At 70.1% G+C, this 22,573-nt stretch carries 22 protein-coding genes and 2 pseudogenes; 8 read left to right on the forward strand and 16 right to left on the reverse strand.

Annotated features, from left to right (window positions below; genetic code table 11):
- Positions 1 to 43: 43 nt before the first annotated feature.
- From ccsB to hemL, 7 genes are all read right to left on the reverse strand, one after another.
- Positions 44 to 1,126 (reverse strand): c-type cytochrome biogenesis protein CcsB, encoded by a 1,083-nt coding sequence (gene ccsB, locus ACFYZE_RS15940; RefSeq protein WP_388993293.1) that lies wholly within the window; start codon positions 1,124 to 1,126, stop codon positions 44 to 46.
- Entirely contained in the window at positions 1,123 to 2,988 is a 1,866-nt protein-coding gene (locus tag ACFYZE_RS15945) for a cytochrome c biogenesis protein ResB (RefSeq protein ID WP_388993296.1), read from the reverse strand. The genes ccsB and ACFYZE_RS15945 overlap by 4 nt, the downstream gene beginning before the upstream one ends.
- A gap of 3 nt (positions 2,989 to 2,991) precedes the next feature.
- Complete coding sequence (locus ACFYZE_RS15950; protein ID WP_388993299.1) at positions 2,992 to 3,762, reverse strand: cytochrome c biogenesis CcdA family protein; 771 nt, start codon at positions 3,760 to 3,762, stop codon at positions 2,992 to 2,994.
- Between the two features lies 1 nt (position 3,763).
- A complete protein-coding gene (locus tag ACFYZE_RS15955) occupies positions 3,764 to 4,399 on the reverse strand; it encodes a TlpA family protein disulfide reductase (protein WP_388993302.1) in 636 nt (211 codons plus the stop codon).
- 66 nt (positions 4,400 to 4,465) lie between these two features.
- A complete protein-coding gene (locus ACFYZE_RS15960) occupies positions 4,466 to 5,785 on the reverse strand; it encodes a polysaccharide deacetylase family protein (protein WP_388993305.1) in 1,320 nt (439 codons plus the stop codon).
- 195 nt (positions 5,786 to 5,980) lie between these two features.
- Positions 5,981 to 6,670 (reverse strand): histidine phosphatase family protein, encoded by a 690-nt coding sequence (locus ACFYZE_RS15965; RefSeq protein WP_366024205.1) that lies wholly within the window; start codon positions 6,668 to 6,670, stop codon positions 5,981 to 5,983.
- On the reverse strand, positions 6,667 to 7,986 hold the full coding sequence (hemL, locus tag ACFYZE_RS15970) for a glutamate-1-semialdehyde 2,1-aminomutase (RefSeq protein ID WP_388993309.1): 1,320 nt from the start codon (positions 7,984 to 7,986) through the stop codon (positions 6,667 to 6,669). The genes ACFYZE_RS15965 and hemL overlap by 4 nt, the downstream gene beginning before the upstream one ends.
- Before the next feature lie 139 nt (positions 7,987 to 8,125).
- Between hemL and ACFYZE_RS15975 the strand changes: the two genes are divergently transcribed.
- Positions 8,126 to 8,806 (forward strand): hypothetical protein, encoded by a 681-nt coding sequence (locus ACFYZE_RS15975; RefSeq protein WP_388993312.1) that lies wholly within the window; start codon positions 8,126 to 8,128, stop codon positions 8,804 to 8,806.
- Positions 8,807 to 9,048: 242 nt separating this feature from the next.
- Here the strand turns inward: ACFYZE_RS15975 and ACFYZE_RS15980 are convergent.
- Positions 9,049 to 9,162, reverse strand: a pseudogene (locus ACFYZE_RS15980) (carboxymuconolactone decarboxylase family protein); the annotation flags it as partial.
- A gap of 1 nt (position 9,163) precedes the next feature.
- On the opposite strand from ACFYZE_RS15980, the pseudogene ACFYZE_RS15985 reads away from it, so the two are divergent.
- A pseudogene (locus tag ACFYZE_RS15985) lies at positions 9,164 to 9,268 on the forward strand (transcriptional regulator); the annotation flags it as partial.
- Between the two features lie 125 nt (positions 9,269 to 9,393).
- Here ACFYZE_RS15985 and ACFYZE_RS15990 read toward each other — a convergent pair.
- A complete protein-coding gene (locus tag ACFYZE_RS15990; RefSeq protein ID WP_388993315.1) occupies positions 9,394 to 9,756 on the reverse strand; it encodes a DUF952 domain-containing protein in 363 nt (120 codons plus the stop codon).
- A gap of 140 nt (positions 9,757 to 9,896) precedes the next feature.
- The gene (locus tag ACFYZE_RS15995; protein ID WP_388993318.1) at positions 9,897 to 10,367 is read right to left on the reverse strand and encodes a hypothetical protein; all 471 of its coding nucleotides are present in this window, start codon (positions 10,365 to 10,367) and stop codon (positions 9,897 to 9,899) included.
- A gap of 415 nt (positions 10,368 to 10,782) precedes the next feature.
- On the opposite strand from ACFYZE_RS15995, the gene ACFYZE_RS16000 reads away from it, so the two are divergent.
- A complete protein-coding gene (locus ACFYZE_RS16000; protein WP_388993321.1) occupies positions 10,783 to 12,738 on the forward strand; it encodes an amino acid transporter in 1,956 nt (651 codons plus the stop codon).
- Positions 12,739 to 12,743: 5 nt separating this feature from the next.
- Here the strand turns inward: ACFYZE_RS16000 and ACFYZE_RS16005 are convergent, their stop codons facing one another.
- From ACFYZE_RS16005 to ACFYZE_RS16020, 4 genes are all read right to left on the reverse strand, one after another.
- Positions 12,744 to 14,261 carry an ATP-binding protein gene (locus ACFYZE_RS16005; RefSeq protein ID WP_388993486.1) on the reverse strand — a complete coding sequence of 506 codons (1,518 nt, stop codon included), beginning with the start codon at positions 14,259 to 14,261 and terminating at the stop codon, positions 12,744 to 12,746.
- Between the two features lie 50 nt (positions 14,262 to 14,311).
- Positions 14,312 to 15,022, reverse strand: a complete 711-nt coding sequence (locus tag ACFYZE_RS16010; protein WP_388993324.1) for a response regulator transcription factor — start codon at positions 15,020 to 15,022, stop codon at positions 14,312 to 14,314.
- A 435-nt stretch (positions 15,023 to 15,457) separates the two neighbouring features.
- Positions 15,458 to 16,225, reverse strand: a complete 768-nt coding sequence (locus tag ACFYZE_RS16015) for an FMN reductase (protein ID WP_388993327.1) — start codon at positions 16,223 to 16,225, stop codon at positions 15,458 to 15,460.
- Complete coding sequence (locus ACFYZE_RS16020) at positions 16,222 to 17,343, reverse strand: LLM class flavin-dependent oxidoreductase (protein WP_388993330.1); 1,122 nt, start codon at positions 17,341 to 17,343, stop codon at positions 16,222 to 16,224. The genes ACFYZE_RS16015 and ACFYZE_RS16020 overlap by 4 nt, the downstream gene beginning before the upstream one ends.
- A gap of 106 nt (positions 17,344 to 17,449) precedes the next feature.
- Here ACFYZE_RS16020 and ACFYZE_RS16025 point away from each other — a divergent pair, with 106 nt between their 5' ends.
- Positions 17,450 to 18,253 carry a DUF6597 domain-containing transcriptional factor gene (locus ACFYZE_RS16025; protein ID WP_388993333.1) on the forward strand — a complete coding sequence of 268 codons (804 nt, stop codon included), beginning with the start codon at positions 17,450 to 17,452 and terminating at the stop codon, positions 18,251 to 18,253.
- Here ACFYZE_RS16025 and ACFYZE_RS16030 read toward each other — a convergent pair.
- Positions 18,250 to 18,711, reverse strand: a complete 462-nt coding sequence (locus tag ACFYZE_RS16030; RefSeq protein WP_388993336.1) for a hypothetical protein — start codon at positions 18,709 to 18,711, stop codon at positions 18,250 to 18,252. The genes ACFYZE_RS16025 and ACFYZE_RS16030 overlap by 4 nt on opposite strands.
- 143 nt (positions 18,712 to 18,854) lie before the next feature.
- Between ACFYZE_RS16030 and ACFYZE_RS16035 the strand changes: the two genes are divergently transcribed.
- The 3 genes from ACFYZE_RS16035 to ACFYZE_RS16045 all read left to right on the forward strand — a co-directional run bounded on the left by ACFYZE_RS16035 (position 18,855) and on the right by ACFYZE_RS16045 (position 20,247).
- Complete coding sequence (locus ACFYZE_RS16035) at positions 18,855 to 19,190, forward strand: YnfA family protein (protein ID WP_388993339.1); 336 nt, start codon at positions 18,855 to 18,857, stop codon at positions 19,188 to 19,190.
- A 110-nt stretch (positions 19,191 to 19,300) separates the two neighbouring features.
- Positions 19,301 to 20,077 carry an SDR family NAD(P)-dependent oxidoreductase gene (locus ACFYZE_RS16040; protein ID WP_388993342.1) on the forward strand — a complete coding sequence of 259 codons (777 nt, stop codon included), beginning with the start codon at positions 19,301 to 19,303 and terminating at the stop codon, positions 20,075 to 20,077.
- Entirely contained in the window at positions 20,077 to 20,247 is a 171-nt protein-coding gene (locus ACFYZE_RS16045) for a hypothetical protein (RefSeq protein ID WP_388993345.1), read from the forward strand. Before ACFYZE_RS16040 ends, ACFYZE_RS16045 begins: the two co-directional genes overlap by 1 nt.
- Positions 20,248 to 20,268: 21 nt before the next feature.
- Here ACFYZE_RS16045 and ACFYZE_RS16050 read toward each other — a convergent pair whose 3' ends face one another.
- Positions 20,269 to 21,462, reverse strand: a complete 1,194-nt coding sequence (locus ACFYZE_RS16050; RefSeq protein WP_388993347.1) for an RtcB family protein — start codon at positions 21,460 to 21,462, stop codon at positions 20,269 to 20,271.
- Positions 21,463 to 21,656: 194 nt separating this feature from the next.
- Between ACFYZE_RS16050 and ACFYZE_RS16055 the strand changes: the two genes are divergently transcribed.
- The gene (locus tag ACFYZE_RS16055) at positions 21,657 to 22,511 is read left to right on the forward strand and encodes a DUF3558 domain-containing protein (RefSeq protein ID WP_388993350.1); all 855 of its coding nucleotides are present in this window, start codon (positions 21,657 to 21,659) and stop codon (positions 22,509 to 22,511) included.
- Positions 22,512 to 22,573: the final 62 nt, after the last annotated feature.

Consider the following 22,573-nt stretch of genomic DNA (forward strand, 5'->3'; position numbering starts at 1 on the left):
AGTCATCGGAACCGGCCTTCGGCGCACAGGGAGGACGGCGGACTCACACGCCGGCGTACGAGTGCTTGCCGCTCACGAAGATGTTCACGCCGTAGTAGTTGAACAGCCAGCAGCCGAAGGCGATGAGCGCGATGTACGCCGCCTTGCGGCCCTTCCAGCCGGCCGTGGAACGGGCGTGCAGGTAGCAGGCGTAGGCGACCCAGGTGATGAACGCCCAGGTCTCCTTGGGGTCCCAGCCCCAGTAGCGGCCCCAGGCGGACTCCGCCCAGATGGCGCCCGCGATGATCGTGAACGTCCACAGCGGGAAGACGGCCGCGTTCACGCGGTAGGCGAACTTGTCGAGGGACGCCGCGGAGGGCAGCCGCTCCAGGACGGAGGTGGCGAAGGTGCCGGGCCTGCCGCCGGTCGTGATCTTGTTCTCGTAGGAGTCCTTGAAGAGGTACAGGATCGTGCCGACCGCGCCGACGTAGAAGACCGCGCCGCAGATGATCGCGGTGGAGACGTGGATGTACAGCCAGTACGAGTGCAGGGCCGGGACGAGCTGGTCGCTCGCCGTGTACAGGACGGTGACGGCGAGGCCCAGGTCGAGCAGGACCGTGGTGGTCAGGAAGAGGCCGAGCCAGCGCACGTTCTTCTTCAGCGCGAGCAGCGTGAGGTAGACGCCGACGGCGACCGTGGAGAACGTGATGTTGAACTCGTACATGTTGCCCCACGGCGCCCGCTCCACGGAGGCCGCGCGGGCGATCACGCCGCCGAGCTCCACGAGGAAGGCCAGCGCGGTGAGGGAGATGGCGATACGGCCGTAGAGGTCGCCCTGCTCGTCACCGCCGTGGGCGCCGGGGCCGTCGGGCACGTCACGGGCGCCGGCCGCGGCCCGGGTGACGACCTTGGGCCGCTCCAGAACCGCGGTGCCTCCGGTCTTGTTGACCGTGACCGCGGGCCCGGCGGCCTTCCGCCCGGCCTCGGTGGTGATCGCGTCGGCCGTGCGGGCGACCTTGCTGCGGCTGCCGAAGAGCCATTCGGCGATGTACGCGAAGAAGGCCAGGGTGTAGACGGCCATCGCGGAGTAGATCAGCGTGTTGCTGATGTTCGCGAGGTGTTCGTTGGTGGCGGTGGCGAGGGTCACTTTTTCTGAGCCCCTTCAGCGGCAGGTACGGGGGTTGCGGCGTCCGGCTCCTGTTCGGGGTCGGCGTCGGGGGTCGTGTCGTCGGCGGGCTCGCCGGACGGGTCGGACTCGGCGGACGGATCGGACTCGCCGGTCTTCGTGGGTGCCTGCTCATGGACGAGCGCGGCCAGGTCACCCAGTTCCTCGGGCACCTTCGCGGACTCGCTGCGGCCGAGGCCCGCCATCTCGACGACGGTGACGCCGTCGGCGCCGGTCGTCGCGCGCACCCACACGCGGCGGCGCTGGATGAACAGCGAGGCGGCCAGGCCGAAGATCGCGGCGATCGCGCCGCCGAGCGCCCAGCCGGTGCCGGGCTGCTGCACCACCTGGAAGCCGGCCCACGACTTGATCTGCTTGTCGAAGGTGATCGAGCCGTTCCCGCCCGGCAGCGTCATGGTCTCGCCGGGCAGCAGACGGGCCTTGACGATGTCGCCCTTGGCGTCCTTGTACGGCTTCAGACCCCTGGCCTTGGTGTCCAGCTGGTACACGTTCTGCGGGATGCCCGCGTTGACGCCCAGGTCGCCGTGGTACGCGGACACCGCGAGCACCGGGTAGTCGAGCGCCGGGAACTGGGAGAACATCGTGCCCTGGCCGGCGCCCGCGAAGGTCGGCACGAAGAACGCCGGGAAGCCGAGCTGCTCGGACTGGCCCTGGGCGTTCTTGTAGCCGTCGAGGACCTTGATGGCGCCCTGGGAGGTCACGTTGGAGTCGATCGGCAGCAGCGGCACCGCGTCATGGAAGACGACGTTCCCCTTGCCGTCGCGGACGGTGACGACGGGCGCGTAGCCGTGGCTGACGAGGTACACCTTCGCGTCCCCGATCACCAACGGCTCGTTGACCTTGATGGTGGTCTTCTTGTCCTTGCCGTAGGCGCCCTCGCTGTAGGTGATGTCCGCCTGGTAGGTGCGCGGGGTGCCCTTGTTGGGGCCGTTGCGCTCGTAGGTGCCGGTGAACTTGTTCAGGGTGAAGCTGAACGGCACCAGGTTGTCGTCGGTGAAGAGGTTGCCGGACTTGAAGTCGTCGTACTGGGTGAGGGTGTTGGAGAAGCCGTCGCCCTCGACGATCAGCTTGTTGCCCTCCGTCTTGTACAGCTGGCCCCAGGCGAAGGCGACCAGCATCACGACGAGAGCGATGTGGAAGACCAGGTTGCCGGCCTCGCGCAGATAGCCCTTCTCGGCGGCGACGGCGTCCCCGGCGACATGCGCGCGGAAGCGGCGGCGCCCCAGCACCGCAAGCGCGGCCTCGCGGACCTGCTCGGGGTCGGCGTCGGTGCGCCAGGTCGCGTACGCGGGCAGCCGGGTCAGCCGCTTGGGAGCGGCCGGCGGACGGCCCCTGAGCTGGCCGACGAACTGCCAGGTGCGCGGGATGATGCAGCCGATGAGCGAGATGAACAGCAGGATGTAGATCGCGGAGAACCACACCGAGCTGTAGACGTGGAACAGCCCGAGCTTGTCGTAGATCTGGCCGAGCGTCTTGTGCGAGTCCTTGAAGTCCTGGACCTTCAGCGCGTTCTGGCCGGTCTGTGGGATCAGCGAGCCGGGGACCGCGGCGAGCGAGAGCAGGAACAGCAGGATCAGCGCGACCCGCATGGAGGTCAGCTGCCGCCAGAACCAGCGGGTCCAGCCGATGATCTCCCGCGCGGTCCAGGTGATCCAGCCCTTGGCGCCGGGGGCGCGGGAGCCGCCGAAGGAGCCGGGCATGGCCGTCTCGACGGGGGCGGTGGACAGTTGGGAGCCGGCCTCGCCGAGGTCGGGCTCACTGCCCTGCGCCAGGATCTCGGGGGCCTCTTCACTGTGCACGTCGGTGCTCCGTGTGTCGCTCATGGATCAGACCCCCACCGTGAAGCCGTCGGACCAGCTCTGCATCTGCTGCACGATGCTGTCCCAGGCGCCGGTGACCAGCAGCAGCCCGGTCACGATCATCATGCCGCCCCCGACGCGCATCACCCACTGGTAGTGCCGCTTGACCCAGCCGAACGCGCCGAGCGCCTTGCGGAAGGCGACGGCGGCGAGCACGAACGGCACGCCGAGGCCGAGGCAGTAGGCGACGGTGAGGAGGGCGCCGCGGCCTGCGCTGCCCTGGTCGGAGGAGAGCATCAGCACCGAGGACAGGGTCGGGCCGATGCACGGGGTCCAGCCGATGCCGAACAGCGCGCCCAGCACGGGTGCGCTGACCAGTCCCGCCACGGGCCGCTTGTGGAAGCGGAACTCCCGCTGGGTGAACCAGGGCATCGCCCCCATGAAGAACAGACCCATGAGGATCATGAAGATGCCCAGCACCTTGGACAGAACGTCCTTGTGCTCCTGCAGCGTCGAGCCGAAGAACCCGAACAGCGCCCCGCTGGAGACGAACACGGCGGTGAAGCCGAGCACGAACAGGGAGGCGCCCGCGACCATCCGCCCGCGCCGGGCCTCGGCCAGGTCGGTGCCGGTGACCCCGGTCACATACGACAGATAGCCGGGCACCAGCGGCAGGACACACGGGGAGAAGAAGGAGACCAGACCGCCGAGCAGGGCGACGGGGAGGGCGACCAGCAGGGCTCCGTTGAGCACCGTGCCGTTGTAACCCTCGGCGGCGAGCGTGGAGACGGCCGTCACGTCACTTCTCCGCGACGACCGGGTCGAGCATCTCGCGCAGCTTGTCCTCGGTGAGGGCCTGCAGGGTGCGCGCGGCGATCTTCCCATCCCGGTCGATGATCAGCGTGGACGGGATCGCCTGCGGGTTGAGCGTGCCCTTCTTGAAGCGGAGCATCAGCTTGCCGGTCGGGTCGTACAGGCTCGGGTAGGTGACCCCGTACTGCTGCTCGAAGGCGCGGGCCGGACCGGTGCTGGTGTCGCGGGTGTTGATGCCGACGAACTGGACGCCCTTGCTCGCCGTCTCCTTGGCGACCTTGACGAAGTTGGGCGCCTCGGCGCGGCAGGGCGGGCACCAGGAGCCCCAGACGTTGATGACGACGACCTTGCCCTTGTAGTCGGCGACGTCGAGCTTCTTGCCGTCGATGGTGGTGCCGGACAGGTCGGGGGCGTCGGCCCGCTCGCCCTTCTTGACGGTCGCGATGCCGTCCTTGCCGGTGATGAAGTTGGTGTTGCCCGAACCCCCCGAGGTGCCGCCGGATCCGCAGGCGGACAGGACCAGCGCCGCGACGGCGGCCCCGGCGGTGGCCAGGACGGCGCGTCGGCGGCTGCGGCTACGCGTGCGGTTCAGGCGCTGGGGGGCGCGGCAGGCGGCACTCATGTGAAAAGTTTCGCATGTCCGTTCCGAGGATCTTGCGCACCCCCCTTGTGGGCGGAAACCCGCATTTCAGGCGGGGTTCGACGGGGTCCCCGAGGTGCCGCCCGAGGTCTTCTTGCCGGCACCGGAGGTTTCGGAGAGAAACGCCTTCCAGCCGCCGGCCGGCGCCTGCCCGACCCCGAGCGTGCGCAGCTTGGCCAGGACCTCGGGCCGCTGCGCGTCGATCCAGTCCGTGAACTGCCGGAAGGAGACGATGCGGACGTCGGCGCCCTTCTCCTTCTCGCGCGCGATGTGCTTGAACGCCTCTTCCACGGCGTCCATGTAGATGCCGCCGTTCCAGTGCTCGAAGTGGTTGCCTATGAAGAAGGGCGCCCGGTTTGTCTCATACGCCCGCTTGAATCCGGCTATGTAGGCCTGCGCTGCCTGCTGGCGCCAGCCCGGGTAGTTGTACGCGGGCGCCTTCGTGGAGTTCTTGGACTGGTTGGCCATGATGTTGTAGTCCATGGACAGCACCGGGAAGCTGTGCCCCGGGAACGGGATCGCCTGGAGCGGGTAGTCCCACAGCCCGTGCCGCTTCGTCGGCCACACCTGGTTGCCGCCGGGCGAGGAGGCGTCGTAGCGCCAGCCCAGTTCGCGGGCGGTGGGCAGCAGGTTGTCCTGGCCGAGCAGGCAGGGCGTACGGCCCCCGACCAGCTCCTTGTCGTAGTCGAAGGGCAGCGGCGGAAGGTCGTGCCAACCGGTGTTGGTCTTCCACTCCTTGACGAAGGCCTTGGCCTGGTCGATCTCGCTGCGCCACTGCTTGGGCGTCCACCACTTGACCGAACCGTGAGCCTCGCCACAGAAGTGGCCGTTGAAGTGGGTGCCTATCTCGTGGCCCTCGAGCCAGGCCCGGCGGACGTTCTCCAGAGTGGACCGGATGTGCGGGTCCGACAGATAGCCGATGTCGGAGGCGCCCGGCGCGTTGTTGGGCGGCAGGTACTTCCGCTTCTTCGACTCCGGCAGCAGGTAGAGCCCGGAGAGGAAGAAGGTCATGTGCGCGCCGTGCTCCTTGGCGAGGTCCAGGAAGCGCGGGAAGAGGCCGTTGCCGACCTCGCCGGCGCCGTCCCAGGAGAAGACCACGAACTGCGGAGGAGTCTGGCCCGGCTCCAGCGGCACCGGCTTGTCCGGCTGGTTCGGCTGCTTGCCGGTGTCGGCGGTGGAGCCGTCACCCAGCGGACGCGCGGTGGCCGTGGGGCTGTCGCTGGGACCGCCGGAACCGTCGGATCCCCCCTTGCCGGAACCGTGGGCAGGACTCGCGCCGTCATGCTGGGTACCGCACGCGGCGAGCCCCATGGCCGCCGCCGCACCCGCGCCGAGTCCTATCAGTCCCCGTCGGCTGATGTCCCGCATCCCGTCCCCATCTCATAGCGCCCTCTCAGTGGTCGCACAGTGAGAGGGCGCGATGGAGAGGCAGGTTCCGCTGAAACCGCATACCTGTCGCGGATTTTACGAAGATACTGCCTGATGCCAGGACTGCATACGTCTTGTGGCGAAGCGTACGCCGAGCCGTCAACCGTAGGACGTGGAAAGCTCCTTGTTCCGCCCTCAGGCCCCGAACGCCTTGCTGTTCCCCGGAGCGGACTTCCCCTTCGCCGGCTTGGCACCCGCGCGCAGATGCGGCGGCACCAGGTCGCGGGCCGGCTCGGTGTAGCCAACCGACACGATCTTGTCGCCCTGGTACGTGAACGTGGTGAGGGAGGCGAGCGTGCACTGCCGCTTGCGCGGGTCGTGCCACAGCCGCCGCCGCTCCACGAAGCTGCGCACGATCCAGATCGGCAGCTGGTGGCTCACGCACACGGCTTCGTGCCCGCGCGCGGCGTCCTTGGCGGCGTTCAGCGCCGCCATCATCCGGACGACCTGCTCCACGTACGGCTCGCCCCAGGACGGCTTGAACGGGTTGACCAGGTGCTTCCAGTTCTCGGGCCGCCTGAGCGCCCCGTCCCCGACACCGAACGTCTTCCCCTGGAACACGTTCTCGGCCTCGATGAGCCGCTCGTCGGTGGCGAGATCGAGACCGTGCGCCTTGGCGATCGGGGTGGCCGTCTCCTGCGCCCGCTCCAGCGGGGAGGAGACGACGTGGGTGATGTCCCGGGAGGCCAGGTGCTCGGCGACCCGCTCGGCCATCTGCCGGCCGAGCTCGGAGAGGTGGTAGCCGGGCAGTCTCCCGTAGAGGATTCCGTCCGGGTTGGCGACCTCGCCGTGCCGCATCAGGTGGACGACTGTGATGTCGCTCATGCCGCGGTTGCCTCCGCTGCTGCCCGGGCCGCCGCCGGAAGGGCGTCGGCGATCCGCTGGATGGCCCGCTCGTCGTGCGCGGTGGAGACGAACCAGGACTCGAAGGAGGAGGGCGGCAGGTAGACGCCCTGGGAGAGGAGCGAGTGGAAGAAGGCGGTGAACCGGAAGGACTCCTGCGCCTTGGCGTCCTCGTAGTCGCGCACCGGCCGGTCGGTGAAGAACACGGAGAACATGTTGGAGGCGTTCTGCAGCTGGTGCGCCACGCCCTCCTTGCTCAGCGCGTCCGTGACCAGCGTACGGATCTCGGCCGAGACGGCGTCGACCTTGTCGTACGCGGCGTCGTCGAGCAGCCTCAGCTGGGCGAGGCCGGCGGCGGTGGCCACCGGGTTCCCGGAGAGGGTGCCGGCCTGGTAGACGGGCCCGGCCGGCGCGAGGTGCGCCATGACGTCCTTGCGGCCACCGAACGCGGCGGCGGGGAAACCGCCGCCCATGACCTTGCCGAACGTCATCAGGTCGGGCTCGACCCCGTCGATGCCGTACCAGCCGGCCCCGCTGGTGCGGAACCCGGTCATGACCTCGTCGGAGATGTAAAGGGCGCCGTTTTCCCGGCACAGGTCCTTGAGCCCCTGGTTGAACCCCGGCAGCGGCGGGACCACGCCCATGTTCCCCGGGGAGGCCTCGGTGATCACACAGGCGATCTCGCCGGGGTGCGCGGCGAAGGCGGCGCGGACGGCCTCGAGGTCGTTGTACGGCAGCACGATGGTGTCGCCGGCCTGGGCGCCGGTGACACCGGGGGTGTCGGGCAGCGCGAAGGTGGCCACACCACTGCCCGCGGCGGCCAGCAGCGAATCGACGTGCCCGTGATAACAACCGGCGAACTTGATCACCTTGGACCGCTGGGTGAACCCGCGGGCGAGCCGGATGGCGGACATGGTGGCCTCGGTGCCGCTGGAGACGAGCCGGACCTGCTCGACGGGCGCGACCCGGGCGACGATCTCCTCGGCGAGAGCGACCTCGCCCTCACCGGGCGTGCCGAAGGAGGTACCGCGGGCGACGGCCTCCTGGACGGCCGCGATCACGTCCGGGTGGGAGTGCCCGAGGATCATCGGCCCCCAGGAACAGACGAGATCGACATATTCGCGTCCATCGGCGTCAGTCAGATAAGGACCATTACCGGACACCATGAACCGGGGCGTACCGCCCACGGCGCGGAAGGCGCGCACCGGAGAGTTCACGCCGCCGGGCGTGACGACCGCCGCGCGCTCGAAAAGAGTCTGCGAAACTGGGGCTTCGTACGGATAGCTCACACTAGCCATGGTGTCAGAGGCCTCGAAGATCCTGCGGACAGGTGGTTGAACGCACGTTTCGGCGGGCGGCCGTGGGGGAGGTCACTGACACGATGATCGGGTTGCGCGGCGGGGGCCACGCGTCCTAGAAAAGCAGTCGGGTGGAGATATGCATCGCGGTGGCGGACTGGGCGAGGGGACCGATGACCTGGGTCCTCGGCGTGCCCGGCGGGGAAGGCACCGGCGCGACGCGGAGGAAACGACCGAGACACGTCAGACGCAGGGTTCACAGGGTGGTCCTGTCGGTCCCGGCGGTCCTGAGCGAATCGACCGGCTGACGCGTATGGATGGCATGGACCATGTGAACCGTAGGCGGGATCGGCTCGGGGCAGGAAGCGGGAATGGTGGTCGGGTGGGGGTGACGTACAAGTACTTCGGCGCGCCGGACGGCGCCACGGCAGCCCGTGTCCCGATCTCGATGCGTCCCGAAGAGCTCGGCGGCGACGAGCTCGGCATGGGCGGCATGTTCACCAAGATCAAGCCGGAGACGATGGCGGCGATGGTCCTCACGGGCATCGAGGGCGTCCCGCTGCACAAGGTCCCACCGCTGGAACTGGTGGTCCTGCACCCCGACTACGCGGTCGTCAAACTCCCCATGACGGTCGTGGACCCGCTGCGCGGCATCGGTGAGGAACAGGTCGGCGCGGCGGCCTTCATCTGGTCGACGGTGCCGGACCGGGGCGGCCCGCGGGACGCGTTCAACGTGTACCAGTTGCTGCACGAGTGGCAGGACTTCTCGCATCGGCTGCATGAGGCGGGGCATCAGCCCTATTGCCTCGTGTGGCCCTGAGCTGCGACTTCGTGGGGTTCGGGCGGGGCTGGGCTCTCGGGTCCCGCTCCCGCCAGTGCCCCAGAGGGGCCGTCAGGCGGCCGGGGCACCTTGGTTCCGGTGAGGGCGCCGATCGGACCGGGCGGAACGGGCCGGGAGAAGGCCGAGGCCGTCCGCGCCGCACTCGGAGCGCCTCCTTCCGTGCAATGCCGCTGTACGGACCCGTCGCAGCAGGAGGAGCCCTGGCGGCTCCTCCCCGGCGTTCAGGCCGAGAAGACCTGCTTCGCGGTCGCGATCGCCGTCATGGCCTTGGGCCAGCCGGCGTAGAAGGCGAGGTGGGTGATCGCCTCGATGAGTTCGGTCTCGCCGACACCGTTCACTCTCACCGCCTACAGTGCCGCACCCGGCACACCCGAGCACGACGCCCTGCAACTCCTCGCCTCCTGGGCCGCCACCTGCGACTCGCCCGGTGTCGTCCGTTGACGGCCTCATCCGGCGGCCCCTCGCCTTCGACGGGGCCCGCACGGCCCTGATGCCGGTGCAGGTTCCCAGGGCCCCGGCCCTCGGTCCCGAGGATGCCCTGCGGCAGGCGCTGATCGACGCGCGGATCAGTCCGCGTTCTTCAGCCCGGCCGCCCGGCCCTCGTCGTCCCACTCGACCTCCAGGATCCGTGTGACGGCGTCGCGGTCGACCGGACCGAACACATGGGGGAACAGGGTGCCCTCGGCGACGCCCGGCGGCGGCGCGGGGACCGCCCGCTCCCACTCGCACCGCGCGGTGAGCCGGCTCTCGTCGAGGAGCAGCGCCAGCAACGGCCTCGGCGCGCCGCGGTAGAACGCGTTCACGACGGCCAGTGTCGTCTCCTCGTCGGGAGAGCAGTGGACGAAGCCGTCCTCCGCGAGGGAGGCGGGGGCGTACGGGCGGTCGGGAGCCGCGATCCAGTCGGTGAGCGGTACGACGTGATAGATCATGGCTCGATTCAACTACGGGTGCGCCCCGTCCTCCCGTGCCCGGGGGACGGGGAACGGGGGACGGGGAACGGTCCCAGTGCCCATGGGCAGGTACGTGAAAGCGGGGGCGCCCCGGCCGGGACGCCCCCACGTTCACTGCGTCACTTCACGGTGACGGTCACCGTCGGCGACATCGTCTTCGCGTGGACCACGCGGAGCTTCTCCTTGCCCATCCCGGTCAGCTTGGTGGCCAGGGCATAGGTGTAGCTGCTGCCCCGCTTGACCGTGACGGTCTTCACGGTGGCCCACTTGCTGCCGTCGTAGCGCTGGAGCTCGAGCCTGTCGCCCGTCTTCAGGCCCTTGGCCTGACCCGTGAACGTCACCGACTGACCGGACTTCACGTCGGTCCTGTTGGCGCGGATGGTGATCGACGTCGCGGTCATGGCCGGCTTGAGGTTGGGCTGGGCCGGCTTCGTCGCCAGGTTCGGCGACTTCGTCGACGTGCCCGCCACCGGGTTGGGCGCGACCGGGTCGGCCGCGAACGCGGCGGCCGCACCGGACGCCAGCAGCGCGACGGAGAGCGCACCGGCGGCAAGGACACGGGTGGAGTGCGTGCGAAGTGAGGATTTCACGTTTGTCTCCTGTGCTCGGACAGATCCCCCGTTGACGGACTCCCCCAGCGCGCGCACTCTTGAGGTTTCCATGTAACCGGTCCGGCGGCGACCCGGATGTCACCGCATTGCAGTAACGCCAACGCCCCCAAACCGGTTACCTCTTGTAATCAGAGCAGGTGGATCGGGTCACCTCGGCGAGCTAATTCTTACCTTCTTCCGCTTCGCGTCCGTGCCGCCGACCCATGGCGACCCATGGCGACCCATGCCGGCCCGTGCCGACCCGACCCGCGCCGCCCCTCCCGCCGCCGTGCGCAGGCCCCCGCCCCTCCCTCTGCCTACGCTGGTAGCGCGGCATCCTCTATGGCCACGTATGGGACGGATGTGCTGTAGGTGGCCGGGGCCGTTCACAGAGCCGTATGGCAGGAGCACGCCGATGGCCGCCACGGAGCACACTCGTCCGAGCCGGTTGCGGGCGTGGATGCTGCAGGGCCTGTCCGACATGGGCAAGGCGGACGTCCCGCAGGGTCCGTACGCCGAGCCGGAGCCCCCGCACAAGGGCCGGCGCTGGTGGCGCGTGATGTGCCTGACCGGTGTCGACTACTTCTCCACCCTCGGCTACCAGCCCGGCATCGCCGCCCTCGCCGCCGGCCTGCTCTCCCCCGTCGCCACGCTCGTGCTCGTCGTCATCACTCTGGCCGGCGCCCTGCCCGTCTACCGCCGTGTCGCCGAGGAGAGTCCGCACGGCGAAGGCTCCATCGCCATGCTGGAGCGCCTGCTCTCCTTCTGGCAGGGCAAGCTCTTCGTCCTCACCCTGCTCGGGTTCGCCGCCACCGACTTCCTGATCACCATCACCCTCTCCGCCGCCGACGCCTCCACCCACCTGATCGAGAACCCCCACCTCACCAGCGCCCTGCACGGCCACCAGATGCTGATCACCATGCTGCTGATCGCCCTCCTCGGTGCCGTCTTCCTCAAGGGCTTCCTGGAGGCCATCGGCGTCGCGGTCGCCCTGGTCGGCGTGTACCTGGCGCTGAACGCCGTCGTCGTGGTGGTGGGCCTGTGGCACCTGGTGACCGCCGAGCACCTGGTGACCGACTGGACCGGTGCCCTGACCGTCCAGCACGGCAGCGTGTTCGTCATGGTGGGGCTGGCCCTGATCGTCTTCCCGAAACTGGCACTGGGCCTGTCCGGCTTCGAGACCGGCGTCGCCGTCATGCCCCACGTCCAAGGCGACCCCGGCGACACCGAGGAGAAGCCCACCGGCCGTATCCGGGACACCAAGAAGCTGCTGACCACGGCCGCCCTCATCATGAGCGTCTTCCTGATCACGACCAGCTTCATCACGACACTGCTGATCCCGGCACCCGCGTTCAAGCTGGGCGGCCCCGCCAACGGGCGCGCGCTGGCGTACCTCGCGCACCAGTACCTGGGCGGCGGTTTCGGTTCGGTCTACGACATCTCGACGATCGCCATCCTGTGGTTCGCGGGCGCCTCCGCCATGGCCGGACTGCTCAACCTGATGCCCCGCTACCTGCCCCGCTACGGCATGGCCCCGCACTGGGCCCGCGCGGTGCGCCCCATGGTCATCGTCTTCATCCTGATCGCCTTCCTGGTCACCTGGATCTTCGACGCCAACGTCGACGCGCAGGGCGGCGCCTACGCCACCGGCGTCCTGGTGCTGATCAGCTCCGCCGCGATCGCGGTGACCATCGCCGCCCGCAAGGCCCGTCAGCGCCGTCTGGTGGTCGTCTACGCGGTGATCTCCGCGGTGTTCCTGTACACGACGGTCGTGAACGTCATCGAGCGGCCGGACGGTGTGAAGATCGGCGCCTGCTTCATCGCCGGGATCATCCTCGTCTCACTGATGTCCCGGCTCGCCCGCTCCTTCGAACTGCGCGTGACCAGCGTGACGCTCGACGACATGGCGGAACGTTTCGTGAGGGACATCGCCAGCCGCCGTATCCGCTTCATCGCCAACGAGCCCGACAACCGGGACCTCGACGAGTACCGGGGGAAGATCGAGCAGATCCGCAACGACAACGACCTCCCGCTGCAGGAGGACTTCGTCTTCGTGGAGGTGACCGTCGGCGACCCCTCGGAGTTCGAGTCCAGCATGACGGTCCGCGGCGAGGTCATGCACAGCCGCTACCGGGTGCTCACCCTGGAGTCGTCCTCGATCCCCAACGCCCTCGCGGCCCTGCTGCTGCACGTCCGGGAGAGCACCGGCTGCATCCCGCACATCTACTTCGAGTGGACCGAGGGCAACCCGTTCGCCAACTTCCTGCGCTTCTTCCTCTTCGGCCAGGGCGAGGTGGCCCCGGTCACCCGGGAGGTCCTGCGAGAAGCGGAACCGAACCGGGCGCGCCGGCCACGCGTACACGTCGGGTGACCCGATCAGTCACCCCCGGCGCTTGCTCCCCCGCCCACCGTGAACCCGATGACCGCCCCGCCCCCCTCACGCCGGTACGCGAACGAGGCGCCCCCGTGCGAGGTGGCGACCTCCCGCACGATCGACAGCCCCAGTCCCGACCCCGGCAGGCTCCGCGCGTCCGCGGCCCGGTAGAACCGGTCGAAGATCCGCATGCGATCCGGCTCCTCGATCCCGGGCCCCCGATCCAGCACCTCCACCCGTACGATCCCCAGAGGCGCCCCGCTCTCCGGCTCGTCGGAGTCCTCCATCTGGAGCGGATGCTCGGGACCGGTCACGACGATCTCGATCGGCGCCTTGGCGTCCCGGTCGAACTTCGCCGCGTTCTCCAGCAGGTTCGACACCGCCCGCTGCAAAGCCGTGGTACGGCCGTCGACCGTCGTGTCACCAGTGGCCCGGACGACGATCTCGCGCCCCGTGCGCCGCCGGGCGATCGCCGCCGCGTCCTCCGCGACGTCGGCCAGCGTCAGCCGTTGCACCGGCTCGGTGTCCGACTGCCCGGCCGCCAGCGCGACCAGCTCGTTCACCAGGTCGGTCAGCTCGCGGGACTCCTCCGCGAGGTCGGCGACCAGTTCCTCGCGGGCGGCGGGCGGCAGCTCGTCTATCCGGCGCAGCAGGGAGATGTTCGTCCGCAGTGAGGTGAGCGGCGTGCGCAGCTCGTGACCCGCGTCCTGCACCAGGCGCCGCTGGTCCTCCTCCGACTGGGCGAGGCGCCCGAGCATGCGGTCGAAGGAGCGGCCGAGACGGCCCACCTCGTCGTTCCCGGTGGCCGGCACCTGGATGCCGAGCCGCCGGGTGCGCGCCACGTCCTCGGCGGCCCCGGCCAGCACGACCAGCCGCCGGGTGATCCGCCGGGCCAGCCACCAGCCGAACAGGCCGGCGGCGATCACGACAGCTCCCATCAGCAGGGCCGTGCGCTGCTGGAGGCTGCGCAGCAGGTCCTCGGTGGAGCTGAGCTCCTGGGCGACCTGCACCCCGCCCCGGCCGTGGCCGAGCGCGACGGTCGCGACCCGGTAGACGTCGCCGCCGACGTCGACGTTCTTGTGCTCCAGCAGCTTGGCGGCCTTGGCACTGGCGGCGATCTTGCGGTCGTCGGCACCCACGGGCAGCGGCGGGTTGGAGTGGTCGACGACCGCGCCTCCGGGGCCCAGCACCTGCACGACCGTGCGGGCGGGCCGGATGATGTCGTCGCGCGGGGTGTCGTGGTCCTTTTCGGAGATGGCGAAGTCGTCCGGCATCAGCTGCTTCTGGCTGACCTGGTCCCGCAGGTCGGCGACGACCTGGGTGAACACGGTCTGCTGGTCCACGCGCACCAGGCGGGCCGCGGCGTCGTAGCTCAGGAAGCCGACGAGGACGGTGACGCCGGCGGCGACGGCCGCGAACGACACCGTGAAGGTCGTCCGCAGCGAGGACACCTTGCGCAACCGGGCCCGCAGCCGCAGCCGGCCGCGCAGCCCGGCCGGCAGCCGGTGCCACAGGCGCATCCAGAACCCGACCTCCACGTCGGCGCCCGAAGGGCGTGGTGAAGGAGGCACTAGTCCTCCCTCAGGACGTACCCCACGCCGCGTACCGTGTGGATGAGCGCCGGTGCGCCCGGCTCGTCGAGCTTGCGCCGCAGATAGCCCACGTAGACGGCGAGGTTCTTGGATCCGGGGCCGAAGTCGTAACCCCAGATGCGGTCGTAGATCGTGGCGTGGTCCAGGACGATGCCCGCGTTGCGGGCGAGCAGTTCCAGCAGGTCGAACTCGGTGCGGGTCAGCTCCAGCTCGCGCTCGCCGCGCCACGCCCGGCGCGCCTGCACGTCCATGCGCAGCCCGGCGACGGACACCTGGCCGGTGGGGGTCCTGTCCTCTTCCTTGGGGGCTTCGAAGGAGCCGCCGTTGCTGCGGCGCAGCAGGGCCCGGAGCCGGGCGAAGACCTCCTCGACGTCGAACGGCTTGACGACGTAGTCGTCGGCGCCCGCGTCCAGGCCGGCGATGCGGTCGGCCGTCTCGACCAGTGCGGTGAGCATCAGGATGGGCGTGCGGTCGCCCTCGGCACGCAGCACGCGGCACACCTGGAGGCCGTCGATGCCGGGCATCATCACATCGAGGACGAGCACGTCGGGGCGGCTGCGGTGGGCCTGGGCGAGAGCCTCCACCCCGTCGGCCACGGCAGTCACCTGGTAACCCTCCAGTGTGAGCGCGCGTTCCAGGGCATGACGGATGGCGCGGTCGTCCTCGGCGAGCAGCACTGTCTGGGTCACGCCCCCAGTCTGCCAAGGTCACGGCGGTGCACCAGCGGGTGGTGGAGCGAGGAAGGGGCTTCTTACCCGGCTCTCACCGCCTCGTCCGCGGTGACTTACCTGGTCGGGCCACTGTGTCGGCTGAGTCACAGCACCGCGGGACCCTCCGGGGAGGGGACGCGGAGAGCCGTCGAGGCGGGCCGCGACGCAGCGGCTGGGGGTGCCGGCCGACGGGGCGGACCCGTCGCCGCGCGCCATGCGCCGAGCCACCGGTCCGCCGAATCCCCGAGCCCGCCCGGCCCGTCATCCCAGGGCGTGGCCGGGTGCGGGGTCCGCCCGGCCGGTCCCGGATCCTCCCCCCCGGGGTCCGGAGACCGGCCGACGCGGAAGGGTGGGCCGGCACGACACGACGGCGGCGGCCCACCCTCACCCACGGCGTGATCCGGCCGAGAACCTCTAGCCGCGCAGGGCGGCCAGCTGTTCCTCGAACGGGACCACCCGGAAGCCGTGCGAGACGGTCGCGCCACGGCCGTCCCCGTCGGACGTACCGTCGCCGTCCCCCGCCCCGGCCGCGCTCTTCCCTCCCGCGGGCTCCCGCAGGGCACCGGCAGGCTCCGCAGCGGACGCGACGGGCTCGGCAAGGTGCCCGCGCGGCTCGGGTGCGGAAGGGGCAGGGACCGTCGCCTCCGCGTCCAGCCCCTGCCGGAGGGACCCCGCCCCCATCAGCCCGGCCAGCTCCCCCGCCGCCCGTTCGATCCGTTCCGGCAGGCCCTGCGCGCCCCAGTCCTCCGACGCGGCGTAGACACCCGTCGGGGCGACCACCGCGCGCAGGTAGGAGAAGAGCGGACGCAGCGCATGGTCCAGGACCAGGGAGTGGCGGGCCGAGCCGCCGGTGGCGGCGATCAGGACCGGCTTGCCCACCAGCGCGTCCTTGTCCAGCACGTCGAAGAACGACTTGAACAGCCCGCTGTACGACGCCGAGAACACCGGCGTGACGACGATCAGCCCGTCCGCCTCCGTCACGGCGTCGAGCGCGGCGGCCAGCGCCCGGCCCGGAAAGCCGTTCGTGAAGTTGTGCGCGATCTCCACGGCGAGGTCCCGCAACTCCACGACCCGCACCGACACCGGCGCCCCGCGCTCCACCGCGGCGGCCAGCCGGTCCGCGAGCAGCCGCGTCGACGACGGCACGCTCAGCCCCGCCGAGACGACGACCAGCTTCTTCATACGGCGCTCACCCCTTCCGTGGCGGTCTCCTGCGCGTTCTCCCCGGCTTCCTTGGCGGCCAGCAGCGACGCGTGTGTCGGCGCGTCCGGCACCCCGGCCGGCCGGTCCTTCGCGAACTCCTTGCGCAGCACGGGCACCACCTCTTCACCGAGGATGTCGAGCTGCTCCAGGACCGTCTTCAGGGGCAGTCCCGCGTGGTCCATCAGGAACAGCTGCCGCTGGTAGTCCCCGGCGTACTCGCGGAAGCCCAGCGTCCTGTCGATGACCTGCTGCGGCGATCCGACGGTCAGCGGGGTCTGCTCGGTGAAGTCCTCGAGGGACGGCCCGTGCCCGTACACCGGCGCGTTGTCGAAGTACGGCCGGAACTCGCGCACCGCGTCCTGGGAGTTCTTCCGCATGAACACCTGCCCGCCCAGGCCGACGATCGCCTGCTCGGGGGTGCCGTGCCCGTAGTGGGCGAAGCGCTCCCGATAGAACTCGACCATGCGCCTGGTGTGGTCGGCGGGCCAGAAGATGTTGTTGTGGAAGAAGCCGTCTCCGTAGAAGGCGGCCTGCTCGGCGATCTCCGGGGAGCGGATGGAGCCGTGCCAGACGAAGGGCGGTACGCCGTCCAGCGGGCGCGGCGTGGACGTGAAGCCCTGCAGCGGCGTGCGGAACTTGCCCTCCCAGTTCACCACGTCCTCGCGCCACAGCCGGCGCAGCAGGGCGTAGTTCTCGATGGCGAGGTTGATGCCCTCCCGGATGTCCTGCCCGAACCACGGGTACACCGGCCCGGTGTTGCCGCGCCCCATCATCAGGTCCACCCGGCCGTCCGCGAGGTGCTGGAGCATCGCGTAGTCCTCGGCGATCTTCACCGGGTCGTTGGTGGTGATGAGGGTGGTGGACGTGGAGAGGATCAGCCTCTCGGTGCGTGCCGCTATGTAGCCGAGCATCGTGGTCGGGGACGACGGCACGAACGGCGGGTTGTGGTGCTCGCCCGTCGCGAAGACGTCCAGGCCGACCTCCTCCGCCTTCAGCGCGATGGCGACCATGGCCTTGATCCGCTCACGCTCGGTCGGCGTCCGTCCGGTGGTCGGGTCCGGCGTGACATCACCGACGCTGAAGATCCCGAACTGCATGGTCGCTCACACCCTTCAAGTTGTTTACGATTCAACTATACCCGCAAACGGTTCCGCCCTTCCCGCTATTCCGCCCCTGTCAGTGCCCGCTCGTACGATCCCGGACATGGCCGCCCCACGTCGTGACACCCGAGGAATCGTCGACGCAGCGGAGCTCTTCACCCGCGTGGCCTTCCGCCGCCGCGAACCGGCCGCACCTCTGCGGCCGTACCTGGAGCACTACTGGCTGATCGACTGGGACCTGACCCGGCCGTACGCCTCACACGTGGTCCCGCACCCGTCCGTGAACATCGTCTTCCAGCAGTACGAGCACCGGGAGCCCTTCGCCGAGATCGCCGGCATCGGCCTGGAGCTCTTCACCCAGAAACTGGAGGGAAAGGGGCGGGTCTGCGGCATCCAGTTCCGCCCCGGCGGCTTCCGCCCCTTCTTCCCCGACCGGCCGGTGTCGCAGTGGACGGGCAAGCGGATCGTGCTCACGGAAGCCGACGCGCACACCGTCCTCGCCCCCGACGACGAGGACGCCCGTGTCGCCGCCCTGGACACCTTCCTCCTCGGCCTCGCCCCCCGCCCCGACCCGCAGGCCGACCTCGCCATGGCCCTGGTCGACCGCATCCGCACGGACCGCACGATCCGCCGCGTCGCCGACTTCGCCCGGTCCGAGGGCATGTCCGTACGGGTCATGCAGCGCCTGTTCGCCGCGTACGTGGGCGTGGGCCCCAAGTGGGTCGTCCTGCGCTACCGCATCCATGAGGCCCTGGAGCGCGCCGAGACCGAGAGGGCGGTGGACTGGGCGGCCCTGGCGGCCGACCTGGGCTACGCGGACCAGGCCCACCTGGTGAGGGACTTCACGGCGACGGTGGGCGTACCCCCCACGGCCTACGCTCGGCACAGCCCCCCTGAGGGCCCCTAGAACGCGTACTCGTCCCCCGTCTCCAGCGCGAGCACCTGCTGCCGGTCCCCGACGGGGTCCCGGTCGGCGGCGTCGCCCTCGTGCAGGGTCTCGACCTCCAGCCGCACCTCGGCAGGCGCCCCCTCAAGACCCACCCGCAGCCGGATCTCCCGGCCCGCCCCGCCCGCCGCGAGCGGTCCCGTCCCGCACACCACCGTGTTCGCGTCGGCCGCCGCACAGCCCTCCGACAGCTGCTGCGGACCGCCCAGGGCGCGCGAGAAGTGCAGCCGCACGGTCGCCCCGGCGACGGCGGCCCACCCGTCGTTGCGCGGGGTCAGCCGTACGTCGGCCCGGCCACCGGTCAGGGTCACATACCCGTGAGAGGCGATGGCGACCCTGGGCACCGCCACCGCCGCGGCGGGCGCGGCGGCACCCACCGCCATGACCAGGCCCAGCACACCTGCGATCCGCTTCCGCATACGTCACTTCCTCCATGTCGGCCCCCGGACAAATCACCGCATGTATGCCACACGGACGACGGGACAGGCGCCGCCGGGCAGGTGAGGTGAGGACCCAGCAGGGGCCGACGGGCCCACGGGAGACGGCGTGCGAAGGTGACCGCATGCTGATCCTCCGCTCCGCCGCCCTGTTCCTCCTCGCCGCGCTGTTCGAGATCGGCGGCGCCTGGCTGGTCTGGCAGGGGGTGCGTGAACACCGCGGATGGCTGTGGGCCGGGGCGGGCGTCATGGCGCTCGGCGTCTACGGCTTCGTCGCCACATTCCAGCCGGACGCCCACTTCGGGCGCGTCCTGGCGGCGTACGGCGGTGTCTTCGTGGCCGGTTCACTGGCCTGGGGCATGGTGGCGGACGGCTACCGCCCCGACCGCTGGGATGTGACCGGGGCGCTGATCTGCATCGCCGGAATGGCCGTGATCATGTGGGCGCCGCGAGGCCACTGACCACCCTTCGGGCACCCCGCCGGGGGCGTGCCCGGCCACCTATCCTGGGGAGAGGCCGCTCATGCGCCCGTATGAACGGCCACTGCCGAACGACCGTCGAGGAGTCGCCCATGACCGCCGCAGCACCCTCCGCCGCCTCCCGTATCGCCGTCGTCACGGGCGCGAGCAGCGGGATCGGCGCGGCGACGGCCCGGCAACTCGCCGAAGCGGGCTACCGCGTCGTCCTCACCGCCCGCCGCAAGGACCGTATCGAGGCGCTCGCGGAGGAACTCACGGGCGCCGGCCACTCGGCGACGGCGTACGCCCTCGACGTCACCGACCGCGCGGCGGTCGACGAGTTCGCGACCGCCTTCAAGACGATCGGCGTCCTCGTGAACAACGCGGGCGGCGCACTCGGCGCCGACCCGGTCGCGACCGGCGACCCCGAGGACTGGCGCCGGATGTACGAGACGAACGTCCTCGGCACCCTGAACGTCACCCAGGCCCTGCTCCCCGCCCTGACCGCCAGCGGCGACGGCACGGTGGTGGTCGTCTCCTCCACCGCCGGCCACGCCACGTACGAGGGCGGCGCGGGCTACGTCGCCGCCAAGCACGCCGAGCACGTCCTCGCCGAGACCCTGCGCCTTGAGATCGTCGGCACCCCGGTCCGCGTGATCGAGATCGCCCCCGGCATGGTGAAGACGGACGAGTTCGCGCTGACCCGCTTCGGCGGCGACCAGGACAAGGCGGCGAAGGTCTACGAGGGCGTCGCCGAGCCCCTGACGGCGGACGACGTCGCCGACACGATCACCTGGGCGGTCACCCGCCCCAGCCACGTCAACGTCGACCTCCTGGTGGTCCGCCCGCGCGCCCAGGCCTCGAACACCAAGGTCCACAGGGACCTGTGATGCCCGACCCGACCCCACCGGCCGACGACGCGGACCGCACGGCCGAACAGCGACGCCTCTCCCTGGAGAAGAAGCGCGAACGCTACGTCTGGTACTACCTGGCGTACTTCCTCTTCGGCATCCACCTCGTGGCGTTCGTGATGATCTACGCCGTGCGGCACGCGAAGTGAAACCTGCGGGAGCCTCGTGCGTCAGCCCTTCACACAGACGACCTGCTTCAGCTTCGCCACGACCTCCACCAGATCGGTCTGCTGCTCGATGACCTTCTCGATGGGCTTGTACGCGCCCGGGATCTCGTCCACGACGCCGGAGTCCTTGCGGCACTCCACGCCCTGCGTCTGGTCCTGAAGGTCCTTCGCCGTGAAGCGGCGCTTCGCGGCGTTGCGGCTCATGCGCCGACCGGCGCCGTGCGATGCGGAGTTGAAGGACTTCTCGTTCCCAAGGCCCTTCACGATGTACGAACCCGTACCCATCGAACCGGGGATGATCCCGTACTCGCCGGATCCCGCACGGATGGCCCCCTTACGGGTCACGAGCAGGTCCATGCCCTCGTACCGCTCCTCCGCCACGTAGTTGTGGTGGCAGGAGATCTCCGGCTCGAAAGTCGGCTTCGCCTTCTTGAACTCCTTGCGGATCACGTCCTTCAGGAGGGCCATCATCAGCGCGCGGTTGTACTTCGCATACTCCTGCGCCCAGTACAGGTCGTTGCGGTATGCCGCCATCTGCGGGGTGTCCGCGATGAAAACGGCGAGGTCACGGTCGATCAGGCCCTGGTTGTGCGGGAGCTTCTGGGCGACACCGATGTGGTGCTCGGCCAGTTCCTTGCCGATGTTGCGGGAACCCGAGTGCAGCATGAGCCACACCGACCCGGACGTATCCACGCAAATCTCGCAGAAGTGATTCCCCGAGCCAAGTGTGCCCATTTGCTTCGCAGCTCGCTCCTCACGGAACCTCACCGCCTCCGCCACCCCGCCGAACCGCCCCCAGAACTCCTCCCACCCCGAGGTGGCGAAGCCGTGCAGCCGCCCGGGGTCGACGGGATCGGCATGCATGCCCCGCCCCACCGGAATCGCCTGCTCGATCTTCGAGCGCAGGCGTGACAGATCCCCCGGCAGGTCGTTCGCCGTCAGTGACGTCTTCACGGCCGACATCCCGCACCCGATGTCGACGCCGACCGCCGCCGGGCACACCGCGTCCCGCATCGCGATCACCGAGCCGACCGTCGCGCCCTTGCCGAAGTGGACGTCCGGCATGACCGCCAGGCCCTTGATCCACGGCAGGGTCGACACGTTCCGCAGCTGCTGCATCGCGGCGTCCTCGACCGTCGACGGGTCCGTCCACATGCGGATCGGGACCTTCGCCCCCGGCACCTCCACGTACGACATATCTTCCTCAATCCCCCGGAATCACAACAGAAGTCTGTAAACGCAAAACCGGCGCCAAGGTCGACGTATGGGACAACGGACCGGCGTCCACGGCAGTGCGTGCGATACACATTGTCTCCAGGGGCCCGCCCCGTGCGGCAACCGAATAACCAGCGGGCCCCACCCCGCGGAACACCGTCGAGAGGAGCCTCACCGTGCAGCGGAAGGCGTACGTACCGGGCGTCGCCGTGCTCCTCGCGGCCCTGTTGGCCGCCTGCACCGGCGGTTCCGGCAGCGGTGGCCGGGCCGCGGACCCCAAGGCCGGTTCCACCACGAGCGCCGCCGCCCCGCAGCCGGGCAAGTACCGCACCCTCGCCGACGCCTGCAGTGCCGTGAGCCATGACACCCTCGACGCGCTTCTGCCGGGCCTGACGCGCATAACGGACCAGGAGCAGCGCGACAGGGCGTACCAGGGCGAGGCCGCCCTCACCTACAACAACGACCGTCGCTCCGGCTGCCGTTGGAAGGCGGAGTCGACCGACGCCACGGACCATCTGTTCGTGGATTTCGAGCGGGTGGTGTCGTACGACAACGCGGTCTCCGACGACAACGCCGCCCACCAGGTGTACTCCACCAAGGAGCAGGCCGCGAACCTTCCGGAGCCCAGCGCCGGTTCCAGTTCGGGTTCCGGTTCCCCTGCGAGCCCCGCTCCCGGTTCCGGCTCCGTTTCCCCGTCCTCCTCCGCCTCCGTTTCCGCCGCCGGGGCCGGTGGCGGTCCCACCCCCTCGGCATCGGCGTCCGGCTCTCCCTCCGGCAGTCCCTCCGCCACCGGAACCCCGGCCGATCTACAGCCCCGCACCCTCGACGACCTCGGCGACGAGGCGTTCATCGACGACCAGCTGAGCACCGCCCAGCAGCGGACCGTGACTGTGGTGTTCCGCACGTCCAACGTGATCGTGACCATCGAGTACGACGAGCAGCCGGCCGCCCCCGGGACCACCCCGAGCAGCAAGGACATGCAGGACAAGGCCAGGAAACTGGCCGGTCAGCTGGCCGGCTCGCTCGGCTGAGGGACCCCTCGCCGCGGCCTCGCGAGGGAACCGAACCTCACTCCGCATGCGTCCCCACCGCG

It is taken from the genome of Streptomyces sp. NPDC001796 (assembly GCF_042892355.1).
In the GTDB taxonomy this organism is placed as follows: Bacteria; Actinomycetota; Actinomycetes; order Streptomycetales; family Streptomycetaceae; genus Streptomyces.

Excerpts from the sequence above, each read along its gene's own strand:
- ACFYZE_RS16005 (WP_388993486.1), bottom strand. The coding sequence starts at position 14,261 with ATGCGCCTGTGGCACCGGCTGCCGGCCGGGCTGCGCGGCCGGCTGCGG.
- ACFYZE_RS16050 (WP_388993347.1), bottom strand. The coding sequence starts at position 21,462 with ATGTCGTACGTGGAGGTGCCGGGGGCGAAGGTCCCGATCCGCATGTGG.
- ACFYZE_RS15955 (WP_388993302.1), bottom strand. The coding sequence starts at position 4,399 with ATGAGTGCCGCCTGCCGCGCCCCCCAGCGCCTGAACCGCACGCGTAGC.
- ACFYZE_RS15960 (WP_388993305.1), bottom strand. The coding sequence starts at position 5,785 with ATGCGGGACATCAGCCGACGGGGACTGATAGGACTCGGCGCGGGTGCG.
- ACFYZE_RS15990 (WP_388993315.1), bottom strand. The coding sequence starts at position 9,756 with ATGATCTATCACGTCGTACCGCTCACCGACTGGATCGCGGCTCCCGAC.
- ACFYZE_RS15965 (WP_366024205.1), bottom strand. The coding sequence starts at position 6,670 with ATGAGCGACATCACAGTCGTCCACCTGATGCGGCACGGCGAGGTCGCC.
- ACFYZE_RS16025 (WP_388993333.1), top strand. The coding sequence starts at position 17,450 with ATGGCCGCCCCACGTCGTGACACCCGAGGAATCGTCGACGCAGCGGAG.
- ACFYZE_RS16035 (WP_388993339.1), top strand. The coding sequence starts at position 18,855 with ATGCTGATCCTCCGCTCCGCCGCCCTGTTCCTCCTCGCCGCGCTGTTC.
- ACFYZE_RS16000 (WP_388993321.1), top strand. The coding sequence starts at position 10,783 with ATGGCCGCCACGGAGCACACTCGTCCGAGCCGGTTGCGGGCGTGGATG.
- ACFYZE_RS16030 (WP_388993336.1), bottom strand. The coding sequence starts at position 18,711 with ATGCGGAAGCGGATCGCAGGTGTGCTGGGCCTGGTCATGGCGGTGGGT.
- ACFYZE_RS16020 (WP_388993330.1), bottom strand. The coding sequence starts at position 17,343 with ATGCAGTTCGGGATCTTCAGCGTCGGTGATGTCACGCCGGACCCGACC.
- ACFYZE_RS15975 (WP_388993312.1), top strand. The coding sequence starts at position 8,126 with ATGCATCGCGGTGGCGGACTGGGCGAGGGGACCGATGACCTGGGTCCT.
- ACFYZE_RS16040 (WP_388993342.1), top strand. The coding sequence starts at position 19,301 with ATGACCGCCGCAGCACCCTCCGCCGCCTCCCGTATCGCCGTCGTCACG.
- ACFYZE_RS16045 (WP_388993345.1), top strand. The coding sequence starts at position 20,077 with ATGCCCGACCCGACCCCACCGGCCGACGACGCGGACCGCACGGCCGAA.
- ACFYZE_RS16015 (WP_388993327.1), bottom strand. The coding sequence starts at position 16,225 with ATGAAGAAGCTGGTCGTCGTCTCGGCGGGGCTGAGCGTGCCGTCGTCG.
- hemL (WP_388993309.1), bottom strand. The coding sequence starts at position 7,986 with ATGGCTAGTGTGAGCTATCCGTACGAAGCCCCAGTTTCGCAGACTCTT.
- ACFYZE_RS15945 (WP_388993296.1), bottom strand. The coding sequence starts at position 2,988 with ATGAGCGACACACGGAGCACCGACGTGCACAGTGAAGAGGCCCCCGAG.